General features: G+C 40.1%; 24 protein-coding genes. 22 read left to right on the top strand and 2 right to left on the bottom strand.

Going from position 1 to position 12947, the window contains the following annotated elements; translation table 11 throughout:
• Nucleotides 1-76: 76 nt before the first annotated feature.
• Both HT671_RS04020 and HT671_RS04015 read right to left on the bottom strand, forming a co-directional pair.
• Nucleotides 77-415, bottom strand: coding sequence for a hypothetical protein (locus HT671_RS04020; protein ID WP_050222808.1), 339 nt, complete (start codon nucleotides 413-415; stop codon nucleotides 77-79).
• Between the two features lie 32 nt (nucleotides 416-447).
• Nucleotides 448-888 (bottom strand): hypothetical protein, encoded by a 441-nt coding sequence (locus HT671_RS04015; RefSeq protein WP_050222809.1) that lies wholly within the window; start codon nucleotides 886-888, stop codon nucleotides 448-450.
• 520 nt (nucleotides 889-1408) lie between these two features.
• Here HT671_RS04015 and rpsJ point away from each other — a divergent pair.
• The 22 genes from rpsJ to secY all read left to right on the top strand — a co-directional run bounded on the left by rpsJ (nucleotide 1409) and on the right by secY (nucleotide 12882).
• Nucleotides 1409-1717, top strand: a complete 309-nt coding sequence (gene rpsJ / locus HT671_RS04010; RefSeq protein WP_001284513.1) for a 30S ribosomal protein S10 — start codon at nucleotides 1409-1411, stop codon at nucleotides 1715-1717.
• 218 nt (nucleotides 1718-1935) lie between these two features.
• Entirely contained in the window at nucleotides 1936-2562 is a 627-nt protein-coding gene (rplC, locus tag HT671_RS04005; RefSeq protein WP_000160197.1) for a 50S ribosomal protein L3, read from the top strand.
• A 24-nt stretch (nucleotides 2563-2586) separates the two neighbouring features.
• The gene (gene rplD, locus HT671_RS04000) at nucleotides 2587-3210 is read left to right on the top strand and encodes a 50S ribosomal protein L4 (protein ID WP_000024549.1); all 624 of its coding nucleotides are present in this window, start codon (nucleotides 2587-2589) and stop codon (nucleotides 3208-3210) included.
• Nucleotides 3210-3506, top strand: a complete 297-nt coding sequence (locus HT671_RS03995; RefSeq protein ID WP_001055347.1) for a 50S ribosomal protein L23 — start codon at nucleotides 3210-3212, stop codon at nucleotides 3504-3506. Before rplD ends, HT671_RS03995 begins: the two co-directional genes overlap by 1 nt.
• Nucleotides 3507-3523: 17 nt before the next feature.
• Nucleotides 3524-4357, top strand: coding sequence for a 50S ribosomal protein L2 (gene rplB / locus HT671_RS03990; protein WP_000512910.1), 834 nt, complete (start codon nucleotides 3524-3526; stop codon nucleotides 4355-4357).
• Between the two features lie 103 nt (nucleotides 4358-4460).
• Nucleotides 4461-4742, top strand: a complete 282-nt coding sequence (gene rpsS, locus HT671_RS03985; protein ID WP_000533766.1) for a 30S ribosomal protein S19 — start codon at nucleotides 4461-4463, stop codon at nucleotides 4740-4742.
• A gap of 11 nt (nucleotides 4743-4753) precedes the next feature.
• Entirely contained in the window at nucleotides 4754-5098 is a 345-nt protein-coding gene (rplV, locus tag HT671_RS03980) for a 50S ribosomal protein L22 (RefSeq protein ID WP_000818137.1), read from the top strand.
• A 12-nt stretch (nucleotides 5099-5110) separates the two neighbouring features.
• Nucleotides 5111-5764: a 30S ribosomal protein S3 gene (gene rpsC / locus HT671_RS03975; protein ID WP_000529936.1), complete on the top strand. Its 654-nt coding sequence runs from the start codon at nucleotides 5111-5113 to the stop codon at nucleotides 5762-5764.
• A gap of 3 nt (nucleotides 5765-5767) precedes the next feature.
• Nucleotides 5768-6181, top strand: coding sequence for a 50S ribosomal protein L16 (gene rplP, locus HT671_RS03970; RefSeq protein WP_000960946.1), 414 nt, complete (start codon nucleotides 5768-5770; stop codon nucleotides 6179-6181).
• A 9-nt stretch (nucleotides 6182-6190) separates the two neighbouring features.
• Nucleotides 6191-6397 carry a 50S ribosomal protein L29 gene (rpmC, locus tag HT671_RS03965; protein ID WP_000772918.1) on the top strand — a complete coding sequence of 69 codons (207 nt, stop codon included), beginning with the start codon at nucleotides 6191-6193 and terminating at the stop codon, nucleotides 6395-6397.
• Nucleotides 6398-6421: 24 nt separating this feature from the next.
• Nucleotides 6422-6682 carry a 30S ribosomal protein S17 gene (rpsQ, locus tag HT671_RS03960; protein WP_000440801.1) on the top strand — a complete coding sequence of 87 codons (261 nt, stop codon included), beginning with the start codon at nucleotides 6422-6424 and terminating at the stop codon, nucleotides 6680-6682.
• A gap of 25 nt (nucleotides 6683-6707) precedes the next feature.
• Nucleotides 6708-7076, top strand: a complete 369-nt coding sequence (gene rplN / locus HT671_RS03955; protein ID WP_000616545.1) for a 50S ribosomal protein L14 — start codon at nucleotides 6708-6710, stop codon at nucleotides 7074-7076.
• A gap of 182 nt (nucleotides 7077-7258) precedes the next feature.
• The gene (gene rplX, locus HT671_RS03950) at nucleotides 7259-7564 is read left to right on the top strand and encodes a 50S ribosomal protein L24 (protein WP_054388102.1); all 306 of its coding nucleotides are present in this window, start codon (nucleotides 7259-7261) and stop codon (nucleotides 7562-7564) included.
• 23 nt (nucleotides 7565-7587) lie between these two features.
• The gene (gene rplE, locus HT671_RS03945) at nucleotides 7588-8130 is read left to right on the top strand and encodes a 50S ribosomal protein L5 (protein WP_000013542.1); all 543 of its coding nucleotides are present in this window, start codon (nucleotides 7588-7590) and stop codon (nucleotides 8128-8130) included.
• 17 nt (nucleotides 8131-8147) lie between these two features.
• Nucleotides 8148-8417 carry a 30S ribosomal protein S14 gene (gene rpsN / locus HT671_RS03940; RefSeq protein WP_001085703.1) on the top strand — a complete coding sequence of 90 codons (270 nt, stop codon included), beginning with the start codon at nucleotides 8148-8150 and terminating at the stop codon, nucleotides 8415-8417.
• 286 nt (nucleotides 8418-8703) lie between these two features.
• Complete coding sequence (gene rpsH / locus HT671_RS03935; RefSeq protein WP_000245503.1) at nucleotides 8704-9102, top strand: 30S ribosomal protein S8; 399 nt, start codon at nucleotides 8704-8706, stop codon at nucleotides 9100-9102.
• 187 nt (nucleotides 9103-9289) lie between these two features.
• The gene (rplF, locus tag HT671_RS03930) at nucleotides 9290-9826 is read left to right on the top strand and encodes a 50S ribosomal protein L6 (RefSeq protein ID WP_000086622.1); all 537 of its coding nucleotides are present in this window, start codon (nucleotides 9290-9292) and stop codon (nucleotides 9824-9826) included.
• Nucleotides 9827-9909: 83 nt separating this feature from the next.
• The gene (rplR, locus tag HT671_RS03925; protein ID WP_000624044.1) at nucleotides 9910-10266 is read left to right on the top strand and encodes a 50S ribosomal protein L18; all 357 of its coding nucleotides are present in this window, start codon (nucleotides 9910-9912) and stop codon (nucleotides 10264-10266) included.
• Nucleotides 10267-10283: 17 nt separating this feature from the next.
• Nucleotides 10284-10778: a 30S ribosomal protein S5 gene (gene rpsE, locus HT671_RS03920; RefSeq protein ID WP_000874202.1), complete on the top strand. Its 495-nt coding sequence runs from the start codon at nucleotides 10284-10286 to the stop codon at nucleotides 10776-10778.
• Nucleotides 10779-10791: 13 nt separating this feature from the next.
• Nucleotides 10792-10974: a 50S ribosomal protein L30 gene (rpmD, locus tag HT671_RS03915; RefSeq protein ID WP_000057241.1), complete on the top strand. Its 183-nt coding sequence runs from the start codon at nucleotides 10792-10794 to the stop codon at nucleotides 10972-10974.
• 144 nt (nucleotides 10975-11118) lie between these two features.
• Entirely contained in the window at nucleotides 11119-11559 is a 441-nt protein-coding gene (rplO, locus tag HT671_RS03910) for a 50S ribosomal protein L15 (protein ID WP_000766086.1), read from the top strand.
• 12 nt (nucleotides 11560-11571) lie between these two features.
• Entirely contained in the window at nucleotides 11572-12882 is a 1311-nt protein-coding gene (gene secY / locus HT671_RS03905) for a preprotein translocase subunit SecY (protein WP_000465393.1), read from the top strand.
• Nucleotides 12883-12947: the final 65 nt, after the last annotated feature.

Below are 12947 nucleotides of genomic sequence, written 5' to 3'. Positions count from 1 at the left end.
AACTCAACTTTTATTTTTGCTATTTTGAAGGGTTAGACATTAGCCAAAAGTACTAATATTCAGACACATAAAGTTTTTATGAATTAAACCAAGGTGTATGCCAATATCTATTGTTTATAATAACTTGCCCCTGTCTATCTAAAGCAGGTTGCCCCCAGTAACTATTAGAAGCTGATTGATTAGGCCCTATTGTGTGATTACTATAGCCAATCCAAGAACCATCTGCTCGGATTACTCTAAAAGTAAAGTGACCTACCTCATTAAAAGAATTAGAGGTCCCTACTCCTGAAACACCGTTTACGTCAAATTGGAAATTAGAAAACCATGAACCTTGTGCGGCGAATGCAGCAGTCCCAGAAATAAGAGATAGTGAAGCAAGAGACAGAAATATTAATGATTTAAATTTTCTTAACATATTTTTTCCTTTCTTATTAAGTAATGCGCTTTTTAATTTAAACGAAGCAACAATTTTCTATCAGTATACTTCAAAACATTGATGTGATTATACTTACTATCATTAAATTTAACGATAATATCATTGCCACTAACGACATATATGTTGTTGATGGCTTGGTTTATATTGCCAACCAAGATATTTGATAAATCTGCATCTACTGTATTTTTTTTAAAAATTGCCTTCGTTTTCATAAAATATAAATAGACATCATTACTTATTTGTATTGCTTGATAATTTGAGAGTTGTTCAAAATTATCTAAATCTGCTTTAACAGATATAGAATAATCTTTATCGGTTTTTATTACCGTTACTTGTAAAGACTCTAGTGGAATAATTTCTCTTGTACTGTCTTGATATACTTTCCAGCCCCAATACCCCAAAAATAGCAAAATAATCCCAATAATCGCTAATAAAAATTTTTTTCTAATCATAGCTTACTCACATTCCAATCTTATTGAAGAAAATCTAGTTTATAGTTCCATTTACAACATCTTAACTAATTTCATTCATTGGCGAGAGCTTGCTAAACTCCCACAAATTCTACCAATATTTTTGAGAACTAAAATTAGTCCTCTCAATGAAGGTATAATAATTTTTTCTTAAAACATCTCCCCCTCCGTTTTTGTTTTGGTTTGTCCTATTTTTTAAATTATATTTACATCTCTTATTATACTCTATTATTTTTAATTTGACAACGCTTTCGCTGTTTTATTTCTTGATTTTTTGTAAAACTTTTCATCAAAAGCGATTTCATCCCAAAAAAAAGAAAAAAACCTAACAAATCCCTTGCAATCGCAGGGGCTTTGTGTTATTCTATTATGGTGCTGTAAATTACAGCTTTAGCTTTGATGCAAGAGGTTGCGACACGCTCGGTTGCATTGCCACGCAACGCCGCGTCGGTTTTCTTGTGGAGCTAGCCTATTATCTTAAATAGACGAAAAGGAGAAAAAAATGGCAAACAAAAAAATCCGTATCCGTTTGAAAGCTTACGAACACCGTACGCTTGACACAGCGGCTGCAAAAATCGTAGAATCAGCTACTCGTACAGGTGCACAAGTTGCGGGTCCAATCCCACTTCCAACTGAACGTAGCCTCTACACAATTATTCGTGCGACTCACAAATACAAAGACTCTCGCGAACAATTTGAAATGCGTACACACAAACGTTTGATCGATATCGTTAACCCAACTCAAAAAACAGTTGATGCTTTGATGAAATTGGATCTTCCAAGTGGTGTAAACGTAGAAATTAAACTTTAATCTAAAATATAAAAAAGAGCAGAGGCTGGTGTTTCAATCTAATTGAACACGGGCTAAACTCGGTGTGAAAAAGATAAACTTCCTAGTGTCTGCTAGACACTGCGTCAGTTTCCTATTTTCACTTTGAGTTTGACGCCCTTTGTATCTTAGACCTGAGCATAAAAAACGCTCGTTAAAAACTTTTTGAATAAAAAATATAGAAAAGGAACTATTTTCTCATGACAAAAGGAATCTTAGGGAAAAAAGTGGGAATGACTCAAATCTTCACTGAAGCTGGCGAATTGATCCCTGTAACAGTTATTGAAGCAACTCCAAACGTTGTTCTTCAAGTTAAAACTGTTGAAACAGACGGATACAACGCTATCCAAGTTGGTTTCGATGACAAACGCGAAGTATTGAGCAACAAACCTGCTAAAGGACATGTAGCGAAAGCTAACACGGCTCCTAAGCGCTTCATTCGTGAATTCAAAAACGTTGAAGGCTTGGAAGTTGGTGCTGAAATCACAGTTGAAACATTCGCAGCTGGAGACGTTGTTGACGTAACTGGTACTTCTAAAGGTAAAGGTTTCCAAGGTGTTATCAAACGCCACGGACAATCACGTGGACCAATGGCTCACGGTTCTCGTTACCACCGTCGTCCAGGTTCTATGGGGCCTGTTGCACCTAACCGCGTATTCAAAGGTAAAAACCTTGCAGGACGTATGGGTGGTGACCGCGTAACAATTCAAAACCTTGAAGTTGTACAAGTTGTTCCAGAAAAGAACGTTATCCTTATCAAAGGTAACGTACCAGGTGCTAAGAAATCTCTTATCACTATCAAGTCAGCAGTTAAAGCTGGTAAATAATAAGGAAAGGGGAATACAGTCAAAATGGCAAATGTAACATTATTCGACCAAACTGGTAAACAAGCTGGCGAAGTTGTTCTTAACGATGCAATCTTTGGTATCGAACCAAACCAATCTGTTGTGTTTGATGTGATCATCAGCCAACGTGCTAGCCTTCGTCAAGGAACTCACGCAGTTAAAAACCGCTCAGCTGTTTCAGGTGGCGGACGCAAACCATGGCGTCAAAAAGGAACTGGACGTGCTCGTCAAGGTTCTATCCGCTCTCCACAATGGCGTGGTGGTGGAATCGTCTTCGGACCAACTCCACGTAGCTATGCGTACAAACTTCCTCAAAAAGTTCGTCGCCTTGCGCTTAAATCTGTTTACTCAGAAAAAGTTGCTGAAAATAAATTTGTAGCCGTTGATTCTCTTGAATTTACAGCTCCAAAAACTGCTGAATTTGCAAAAGTTCTTGCAGCTTTGAGCATCGATTCTAAAGTCCTTGTTATTCTTGAAGAAGGAAACGAATTCGCAGCTCTTTCAGCTCGTAACCTTCCAAACGTGAAAGTTGCGACTGCTACAACTGCAAGTGTTCTTGACATCGCAAATAGTGACAAACTTCTTGTTACTCAAGCAGCTATCTCTAAAATCGAGGAGGTTCTTGCATAATGAATTTGTATGATGTTATCAAAAAACCTGTCATCACTGAAAGCTCAATGGCTCAACTTGAAGCAGGAAAATATGTATTTGAAGTTGACACTCGTGCACACAAACTTTTGATCAAGCAAGCTGTTGAAGCTGCTTTCGAAGGTGTTAAAGTTGCTAATGTTAACACAATCAACGTAAAACCAAAAGCTAAACGTGTTGGACGTTACACTGGTTTTACTAACAAAACTAAAAAAGCTATCATCACACTTACAGCTGATTCAAAAGCAATCGAGTTGTTTGCTGCTGAAGCTGAATAATCTAAGGAGGAAATATCGTGGGAATTCGTGTTTATAAACCAACAACAAACGGTCGCCGTAATATGACTTCTTTGGATTTCGCTGAAATCACAACAAGCACTCCTGAAAAATCATTGCTTGTTGCATTGAAGAGCAAGGCTGGTCGTAACAACAACGGTCGTATCACTGTTCGTCACCAAGGTGGTGGACACAAACGTTTCTACCGTTTGGTTGACTTCAAACGTAACAAAGACAACGTTGAAGCGGTTGTTAAAACAATCGAGTACGATCCAAACCGTTCTGCAAACATCGCTCTTGTACACTACACTGACGGTGTGAAAGCATACATCATCGCTCCAAAAGGTCTTGAAGTAGGTCAACGTATCGTTTCAGGTCCAGAAGCAGATATCAAAGTCGGAAACGCTCTTCCACTTGCTAACATCCCAGTTGGTACTTTGATCCACAACATCGAATTGAAACCAGGTCGTGGTGGTGAATTGGTACGTGCTGCTGGAGCATCTGCTCAAGTATTGGGTCAAGAAGGTAAATACGTTCTTGTTCGTCTTCAATCAGGTGAAGTTCGTATGATTCTTGGAACTTGCCGTGCTACAGTTGGTGTTGTCGGAAACGAACAACACGGACTTGTAAACCTTGGTAAAGCGGGACGTAGCCGTTGGAAAGGTATCCGCCCAACAGTTCGTGGTTCTGTAATGAACCCTAACGATCACCCACACGGTGGTGGTGAAGGTAAAGCACCAGTTGGTCGTAAAGCACCATCTACTCCATGGGGCAAACCTGCTCTTGGTCTTAAAACTCGTAATAAGAAAGCGAAATCTGACAAACTTATCGTTCGTCGTCGCAACGAGAAATAATATTAAACTAGTCGCTTAAGCAACTAGTAAATCCGCCAGCTCGGTAGCGCTCCATGTGAGCGCAAGCCGCTGTGGTACAACATTTAAAGGAGAAAATATAAAAATGGGACGCAGTCTTAAAAAAGGACCTTTCGTCGATGAGCATTTGATGAAAAAAGTTGAAGCTCAAGCTAACGACGAAAAGAAAAAAGTTATTAAAACTTGGTCACGTCGTTCAACGATCTTCCCAAGTTTCATTGGTTACACTATTGCAGTTTATGACGGACGTAAACACGTACCTGTTTACATCCAAGAAGACATGGTAGGTCACAAACTTGGTGAATTTGCACCAACTCGTACTTACAAAGGTCACGCTGCAGACGACAAGAAAACACGTAGAAAATAAGGAGAACATAAATGGCAGAAATTACTTCAGCTAAAGCAATGGCTCGTACAGTACGTGTTTCACCTCGTAAATCACGTCTTGTTCTTGATAACATCCGTGGTAAAAGCGTAGCCGATGCAATCGCAATCTTGACATTCACTCCAAACAAAGCTGCTGAAATCATCTTGAAAGTTTTGAACTCAGCTGTAGCTAACGCTGAAAACAACTTTGGTTTGGATAAAGCTAATTTGGTAGTATCTGAAGCATTCGCAAACGAAGGACCAACTATGAAACGTTTCCGTCCACGTGCGAAAGGTTCAGCTTCACCAATCAACAAACGTACAGCTCACATCACTGTAGCTGTTGCAGAAAAATAAGGAGGTAAAATCGTGGGTCAAAAAGTACATCCAATTGGTATGCGTGTCGGCATCATCCGTGATTGGGATGCCAAATGGTATGCTGAAAAAGAATACGCGGATTACCTTCATGAAGATCTTGCAATCCGTAAATTCGTTCAAAAAGAACTTGCTGACGCAGCAGTTTCAACTATTGAAATCGAACGCGCAGTAAACAAAGTTAACGTTTCACTTCACACTGCTAAACCAGGTATGGTTATCGGTAAAGGTGGTGCTAACGTTGATGCACTCCGTGCAAAACTTAACAAATTGACTGGAAAACAAGTACACATCAACATCATCGAAATCAAACAACCTGATTTGGATGCTCACCTTGTAGGTGAAGGAATTGCTCGTCAATTGGAGCAACGTGTTGCTTTCCGTCGTGCACAAAAACAAGCAATCCAACGTGCAATGCGTGCTGGAGCTAAAGGAATCAAAACTCAAGTATCAGGTCGTTTGAACGGTGCAGATATCGCCCGTGCTGAAGGATACTCTGAAGGAACTGTTCCGCTTCACACACTTCGTGCAGATATCGATTACGCTTGGGAAGAAGCAGATACTACATACGGTAAACTTGGTGTTAAAGTATGGATCTACCGTGGTGAAGTTCTTCCAGCTCGTAAAAACACTAAAGGAGGTAAATAACCAATGTTAGTACCTAAACGTGTTAAACACCGTCGTGAGTTCCGTGGAAAAATGCGCGGTGAAGCAAAAGGTGGAAAAGAAGTAGCATTCGGTGAATACGGTCTTCAAGCTACAACTAGCCACTGGATCACTAACCGCCAAATCGAAGCTGCTCGTATCGCCATGACTCGTTACATGAAACGTGGTGGTAAAGTTTGGATTAAAATCTTCCCACACAAATCATACACTGCTAAAGCTATCGGTGTGCGTATGGGATCTGGTAAAGGGGCACCTGAAGGTTGGGTAGCACCAGTTAAACGTGGTAAAGTGATGTTCGAAATCGCTGGTGTATCTGAAGAGATTGCACGTGAAGCGCTTCGACTTGCTAGCCACAAATTGCCAGTTAAATGTAAATTCGTAAAACGTGAAGCAGAATAAGGAGAAGGCATGAAACTTAATGAAGTAAAAGAATTTGTTAAAGAACTTCGTGGTCTTTCTCAAGAAGAACTCGCGAAGCGCGAAAACGAATTGAAAAAAGAATTGTTTGAACTTCGTTTCCAAGCTGCTACTGGTCAATTGGAACAAACAGCTCGCTTGAAAGAAGTTAAAAAACAAATCGCTCGTATCAAAACAGTTCAATCTGAAGCGAAATAATAGACTAGGGAAGGAGAAATTTCAATGGAACGCAATAATCGTAAAGTTCTTGTTGGACGTGTTGTATCTGACAAAATGGACAAGACAATCACAGTTGTAGTTGAAACAAAACGTAACCACCCAGTCTATGGTAAACGTATTAACTACTCTAAAAAATATAAAGCTCATGATGAAAACAATGTTGCCAAAGAAGGCGATATCGTACGTATCATGGAAACTCGCCCGCTTTCAGCTACAAAACGTTTCCGTCTTGTAGAAGTTGTTGAAGAAGCGGTCATCATCTAATCAAACCTGAAAGGAGAAAACTGAAATGATTCAAACAGAAACTCGTTTGAAAGTCGCAGACAACAGCGGTGCTCGCGAAATCTTGACTATCAAAGTTCTTGGTGGTTCAGGACGTAAATTTGCAAACATCGGTGATGTTATCGTGGCATCTGTAAAACAAGCTACTCCTGGTGGTGCGGTTAAAAAAGGTGACGTTGTTAAAGCAGTTATCGTTCGTACTAAATCAGGTGCTCGTCGTGCTGATGGTTCATACATCAAATTTGACGAAAACGCAGCAGTTATCATCCGTGAAGACAAAACTCCTCGCGGAACACGTATCTTTGGCCCAGTTGCACGTGAATTGCGTGAAGGTGGCTTCATGAAGATCGTGTCACTTGCTCCAGAAGTACTTTAATTGGTTGCTCAAAGAAAATTAAAACAAGTCTAGGAAGTAAAACGAAAGCATAACTTAAGTTAGGTGAGTTGAAACTGACGAAGGATTGCTTTGATTTTCGAAGAGCAAAAACAAACAAACTAGTCCCCTAGCTTCAAGCTAGGGTGCCCTTATGGGCGTAAGAAAAATCAAGGAGAAACCTAATGTTTGTAAAAAAAGGCGACAAAGTTCGCGTAATCGCTGGTAAAGATAAGGGAACAGAAGCTGTTGTCCTTACTGCCCTTCCAAAAGTAAACAAAGTTATCGTTGAAGGTGTTAACATCGTTAAGAAACACCAACGTCCAACTAACGAGCTTCCTCAAGGTGGTATCATCGAGAAAGAAGCAGCTATCCATGTATCAAACGTTCAAGTTTTGGACAAAAATGGTGTAGCTGGTCGTGTTGGTTACAAATTTGTAGACGGTAAAAAAGTTCGCTACAACAAAAAAACAGGCGAAGTGCTTGATTAATCACGAAGGAAAGGAGAAGTATAATGGCAAATCGTTTAAAAGAAAAATATCTTAATGAAGTAGTTCCTGCTTTGACAGAACAATTCAACTACTCATCAGTGATGGCTGTGCCTAAAGTAGATAAGATCGTTTTGAACATGGGTGTTGGTGAAGCTGTATCAAACGCTAAAAGCCTTGAAAAAGCTGCTGAAGAATTGGCACTTATCTCAGGTCAAAAACCACTTATCACTAAAGCTAAAAAATCAATCGCCGGCTTCCGTCTTCGTGAAGGTGTTGCGATCGGTGCAAAAGTTACCCTTCGTGGTGAACGGATGTACGAATTCTTGGATAAATTGGTTTCAGTTTCACTTCCACGTGTACGTGACTTCCACGGTGTTCCAACAAAATCATTTGATGGACGCGGAAACTATACACTTGGTGTGAAAGAACAATTGATTTTCCCAGAAATCAACTTCGATGACGTTGACAAAACTCGTGGTCTTGACATTGTTATCGTAACAACTGCTAACACTGACGAAGAGTCACGTGCATTGCTTACAGGCCTTGGAATGCCTTTTGCAAAATAATATAGGAGGTAAATCTAATGGCTAAAAAATCAATGGTAGCTAGAGAGGCTAAACGCCAAAAAATTGTTGACCGTTATGCTGAAAAACGTGCTGCATTAAAGGCAGCAGGGGACTATGAAGGTTTATCTAAATTACCTCGCAACGCCTCACCGACTCGTTTACATAATCGTTGTAGAGTTACGGGGCGCCCACATTCAGTTTACCGCAAATTTGGTCTGAGTCGTATCGCTTTTCGCGAACTTGCGCATAAAGGTCAAATTCCTGGTGTAACAAAAGCATCTTGGTAATTTAAGATATCAAGGGCGTCAAAACTCTAAGTGAAAATAGGAAACTTGACGAAGAAACTGAGGTTTCTAGGAAAGTTTATCTTTTTCACACAGAGTTTAGCCCGGGTTCAGTTGGGCTAGCCAATTTGAACACGAGCTACGGCTTTGGCAAAAAAAAGACCAATTTTCTTTGGAGCATCGCTCCTGCATCAAATTGCCTATTTTTGCTCTTGCTGTTACGCTCTTTGTATCATGTATTAACTAGCAAGTGCAACTTGCAAACTACTAGTAAGAGGAGAAAAACAAAATGGTTATGACTGACCCAATCGCAGACTTCCTAACTCGTATTCGTAACGCTAACCAAGCTAAACACGAAGTACTTGAAGTACCTGCATCAAACATCAAAAAAGGGATTGCTGAAATCCTTAAACGCGAAGGTTTTGTAAAAAACGTTGAAATCATCGAAGATGACAAACAAGGCATCATCCGTGTATTTCTTAAATACGGACCAAACGGTGAAAAAGTTATCACTAACTTGAAACGTATTTCTAAACCAGGACTTCGTGTCTACAAAAAACGTGAAGACCTTCCAAAAGTTCTTAACGGACTTGGAATTGCTATCCTTTCAACTTCTGAAGGTTTGCTTACTGATAAAGAAGCACGCCAAAAGAATGTTGGTGGTGAGGTTATCGCTTACGTTTGGTAATATTTAGCTCCCAATTTCTTTGTGACTCTTCGTTATCGTCTCTTGCCTAACCCAAAGTTATGCCTGCGAGACGATGCCTAGATTCACTTTGAAATTGAAACCTAAATGTTCCTTTAAATCGAGAAATCGATTTAGCCCCGTGAAAACTGGCCGTTCTGGCCTGACAATTTAACAGGAGAAAATAAACATGTCACGTATTGGTAATAAAGTTATCGTGTTGCCTGCTGGTGTTGAAATCACTAACAATGACAACCTTGTAACTGTAAAAGGACCTAAAGGAGAACTTACTCGTGAGTTCTCAAAAGATATTGAAATCCGTGTGGAAGGTACTGAAGTAACTCTTCACCGTCCAAACGATTCAAAAGAAATGAAAACTATCCACGGAACTACTCGTGCCCTTTTGAACAACATGGTTGTTGGTGTATCAGAAGGATTCAAGAAAGAACTTGAAATGCGCGGGGTTGGTTACCGTGCACAACTTCAAGGATCTAAACTTGTTTTGGCTGTTGGTAAATCTCATCCAGACGAAGTTGAAGCTCCAGAAGGAATTACTTTTGAACTTCCAAACCCAACAACAATCGTTGTTAGCGGAATTTCAAAAGAAGTAGTTGGTCAAACAGCTGCTTACGTACGTAGCCTTCGTTCACCAGAACCATATAAAGGTAAAGGTATCCGTTACGTTGGTGAATTCGTTCGCCGTAAAGAAGGTAAAACAGGTAAATAATGTTGAGTGGTTGATTCTCAACCACCAACCTATTTTCCAACTTTGTGCATAGCACACGATTTAAAACTAAAGAGGTGAAAACTGTGATTTCAAAACCAGATAAAAACAAACTCCGCCAAAAACGCCACCGTCGCGTTCGCGGAAAACTCTCTGGAACTGCTGATCGCCCACGTTTGAACGTATTCCGTTCTAATACAGGCATCTACGCTCAAGTGATTGATGACGTAGCGGGTGTAACGCTCGCAAGTGCTTCAACTCTTGATAAAGAAGTTTCAAAAGGAACTAAAACTGAACAAGCTGTTGCTGTCGGTAAACTCGTTGCAGAACGTGCAAACGCTAAAGGTATTTCAGAAGTGGTGTTCGACCGCGGTGGATATCTATATCACGGACGTGTGAAAGCTTTGGCTGATGCAGCTCGTGAAAACGGATTGAAATTCTAATAGGAGGACACTAGAAAATGGCATTTAAAGACAATGCAGTTGAATTAGAAGAACGCGTAGTTGCTGTCAATCGTGTTACAAAAGTTGTTAAAGGTGGACGTCGTCTTCGTTTCGCAGCTCTTGTTGTTGTTGGTGACCACAACGGTCGCGTAGGATTTGGTACTGGTAAAGCTCAAGAAGTTCCAGAAGCAATCCGTAAAGCAGTAGATGATGCTAAGAAAAACTTGATCGAAGTTCCTATGGTTGGAACAACAATCCCACACGAAGTTCTTTCAGAATTCGGTGGAGCTAAAGTATTGTTGAAACCTGCTGTAGAAGGTTCTGGAGTTGCCGCTGGTGGTGCAGTTCGTGCCGTTGTGGAATTGGCAGGTGTGGCAGATATTACATCTAAATCACTTGGTTCTAACACTCCAATCAACATTGTTCGTGCAACTGTTGAAGGTTTGAAACAATTGAAACGCGCTGAAGAAGTTGCTGCCCTTCGTGGTATTTCAGTTTCTGATTTGGCATAAGAAAGGGGATAAAATGGCTCAAATTAAAATTACTTTGACTAAGTCTCCAATCGGACGCATTCCATCACAACGTAAAACTGTTGTAGCACTTGGACTTGGCAAATTGAACAGCTCTGTTATTAAAGAAGATAACGCTGCTATCCGTGGTATGATCACTGCAGTATCTCACTTGGTAACAGTTGAAGAAGTAAACTAATGAATTTTTAGGGGATGTGCACTATACCATCCCCTAAAACTAGATATAGTCATCTATGATGACGTCGTATAGGCGAGTTGATGGGGGAGACAACCTTTTCTCCCTTATCGGCGCTAGCATTTTACAAAAGAGGAGAAAATAAAAATGAAACTTCATGAATTGAAACCTGCAGAAGGTTCTCGTAAAGTACGTAACCGCGTTGGTCGTGGTACTTCATCAGGTAACGGTAAAACATCTGGTCGTGGTCAAAAAGGTCAAAAAGCTCGTAGCGGTGGCGGAGTTCGCCTTGGTTTTGAAGGTGGACAAACTCCATTGTTCCGTCGTCTTCCAAAACGTGGATTCACTAACATCAACGCTAAAGAATACGCAATTGTGAACCTTGACCAATTGAACGTCTTTGAAGATGGTGCTGAAGTAACTCCAGTTGTTCTTATCGAAGCAGGAATTGTTAAAGCTGAAAAGTCAGGTATTAAAATTCTTGGTAACGGTGAGTTGATTAAGAAATTGACTGTGAAAGCAGCTAAATTCTCTAAATCAGCTGAAGAAGCTATCACTGCTAAAGGTGGTTCAGTAGAAGTCATCTAAGAGAGGTGACCTATGTTTTTTAAATTATTAAGAGAAGCTCTTAAAGTCAAGCAGGTTCGATCAAAAATTTTATTTACAATTTTTATCGTTTTGGTCTTTCGTATCGGAACTAGCATTACAGTTCCTGGTGTGAATGCCAATAGCTTGAATGCTTTAAGTGGATTATCCTTCTTAAACATGTTGAGCTTGGTGTCGGGGAATGCCCTAAAAAACTTTTCGATTTTTGCCCTAGGAGTTAGTCCCTATATTACTGCTTCTATCGTTGTCCAACTCTTACAAATGGATATTTTACCGAAATTTGTAGAGTGGGGAAAACAAGGGGAAGTAGGTCGAAGAAAATTGAACCAAGCTACTCGTTATATTGCCCTTGGTCTAGCCTTTGTGCAATCTATCGGGATTACAGCTGGTTTTAATACCTTGGCTGGAGCTCAATTGATTAAAACTGCTTTAACTCCCCAAGTTTTTCTGACGATTGGTATCATCTTAACAGCTGGTAGTATGATTGTCACTTGGTTGGGAGAGCAAATTACAGATAAGGGATACGGAAATGGTGTTTCTATGATTATCTTTGCCGGGATTGTTGCCTCAATTCCAGAGATGATTCAGGGCATCTATGTGGACTACTTTGTGAACGTCCCAAGTAGCCGGATCACTTCATCTATCATTTTCGTAATCATTTTGATTATTACTGTATTGTTGATCATTTACTTTACAACTTATGTTCAACAAGCAGAATACAAAATTCCAATCCAATATACTAAGGTTGCACAAGGTGCTCCATCTAGCTCTTACCTTCCATTGAAGGTAAACCCTGCTGGAGTTATCCCTGTTATCTTTGCCAGTTCCATTACTGCAGCGCCTGCGGCGATTCTTCAGTTTTTGAGCGCCACAGGTCATGATTGGGCTTGGGTAAGGGTAGCACAAGAGATGTTGGCAACCACTTCTCCAACTGGTATTGCCATGTATGCTTTGTTGATTATTCTCTTTACATTCTTCTATACGTTTGTACAGATTAATCCTGAAAAAGCGGCAGAGAACCTACAAAAGAGCGGTGCCTATATCCATGGAGTTCGTCCTGGTAAAGGTACAGAAGAATATATGTCTAAACTTCTTCGTCGTCTTGCAACGGTTGGTTCCCTCTTCCTTGGTGTGATTTCCATTTTACCGATTGCAGCTAAAGATGTATTTGGTCTTTCTGATGTTGTTGCCTTTGGTGGAACAAGTCTCTTGATCATTATCTCTACAGGTATCGAAGGAATCAAGCAATTGGAGGGTTACCTATTGAAACGTAAGTATGTTGGTTTCATGGACAGAACAGAATAAAAGTATTTACTGATACTCTTCGAAAATCAAATTCAAACCACGTCAGCTTTATCTGCAACCTCAAA

This window comes from Streptococcus sp. 2741, from assembly GCF_013276315.1.
Lineage (GTDB): Bacteria > Bacillota > Bacilli > Lactobacillales > Streptococcaceae > Streptococcus > Streptococcus pseudopneumoniae.
The sequence above is the reverse complement of the archived record's forward strand: the minus strand, read 5'-3'. Positions and strand labels throughout refer to the sequence as shown.

Excerpts from the sequence above, each read along its gene's own strand:
- rpsQ (WP_000440801.1), top strand. The coding sequence starts at position 6,422 with ATGGAACGCAATAATCGTAAAGTTCTTGTTGGACGTGTTGTATCTGAC.
- rpsN (WP_001085703.1), top strand. The coding sequence starts at position 8,148 with ATGGCTAAAAAATCAATGGTAGCTAGAGAGGCTAAACGCCAAAAAATT.
- rplV (WP_000818137.1), top strand. The coding sequence starts at position 4,754 with ATGGCAGAAATTACTTCAGCTAAAGCAATGGCTCGTACAGTACGTGTT.
- rpmC (WP_000772918.1), top strand. The coding sequence starts at position 6,191 with ATGAAACTTAATGAAGTAAAAGAATTTGTTAAAGAACTTCGTGGTCTT.
- rplP (WP_000960946.1), top strand. The coding sequence starts at position 5,768 with ATGTTAGTACCTAAACGTGTTAAACACCGTCGTGAGTTCCGTGGAAAA.
- rpsS (WP_000533766.1), top strand. The coding sequence starts at position 4,461 with ATGGGACGCAGTCTTAAAAAAGGACCTTTCGTCGATGAGCATTTGATG.
- rpsH (WP_000245503.1), top strand. The coding sequence starts at position 8,704 with ATGGTTATGACTGACCCAATCGCAGACTTCCTAACTCGTATTCGTAAC.
- rplX (WP_054388102.1), top strand. The coding sequence starts at position 7,259 with ATGTTTGTAAAAAAAGGCGACAAAGTTCGCGTAATCGCTGGTAAAGAT.
- rpsE (WP_000874202.1), top strand. The coding sequence starts at position 10,284 with ATGGCATTTAAAGACAATGCAGTTGAATTAGAAGAACGCGTAGTTGCT.
- rplF (WP_000086622.1), top strand. The coding sequence starts at position 9,290 with ATGTCACGTATTGGTAATAAAGTTATCGTGTTGCCTGCTGGTGTTGAA.
- rpsJ (WP_001284513.1), top strand. The coding sequence starts at position 1,409 with ATGGCAAACAAAAAAATCCGTATCCGTTTGAAAGCTTACGAACACCGT.
- rplC (WP_000160197.1), top strand. The coding sequence starts at position 1,936 with ATGACAAAAGGAATCTTAGGGAAAAAAGTGGGAATGACTCAAATCTTC.
- HT671_RS03995 (WP_001055347.1), top strand. The coding sequence starts at position 3,210 with ATGAATTTGTATGATGTTATCAAAAAACCTGTCATCACTGAAAGCTCA.
- rplO (WP_000766086.1), top strand. The coding sequence starts at position 11,119 with ATGAAACTTCATGAATTGAAACCTGCAGAAGGTTCTCGTAAAGTACGT.
- HT671_RS04020 (WP_050222808.1), bottom strand. The coding sequence starts at position 415 with ATGTTAAGAAAATTTAAATCATTAATATTTCTGTCTCTTGCTTCACTA.
- rplD (WP_000024549.1), top strand. The coding sequence starts at position 2,587 with ATGGCAAATGTAACATTATTCGACCAAACTGGTAAACAAGCTGGCGAA.
- rplE (WP_000013542.1), top strand. The coding sequence starts at position 7,588 with ATGGCAAATCGTTTAAAAGAAAAATATCTTAATGAAGTAGTTCCTGCT.
- rpmD (WP_000057241.1), top strand. The coding sequence starts at position 10,792 with ATGGCTCAAATTAAAATTACTTTGACTAAGTCTCCAATCGGACGCATT.
- rplN (WP_000616545.1), top strand. The coding sequence starts at position 6,708 with ATGATTCAAACAGAAACTCGTTTGAAAGTCGCAGACAACAGCGGTGCT.
- secY (WP_000465393.1), top strand. The coding sequence starts at position 11,572 with ATGTTTTTTAAATTATTAAGAGAAGCTCTTAAAGTCAAGCAGGTTCGA.
- HT671_RS04015 (WP_050222809.1), bottom strand. The coding sequence starts at position 888 with ATGATTAGAAAAAAATTTTTATTAGCGATTATTGGGATTATTTTGCTA.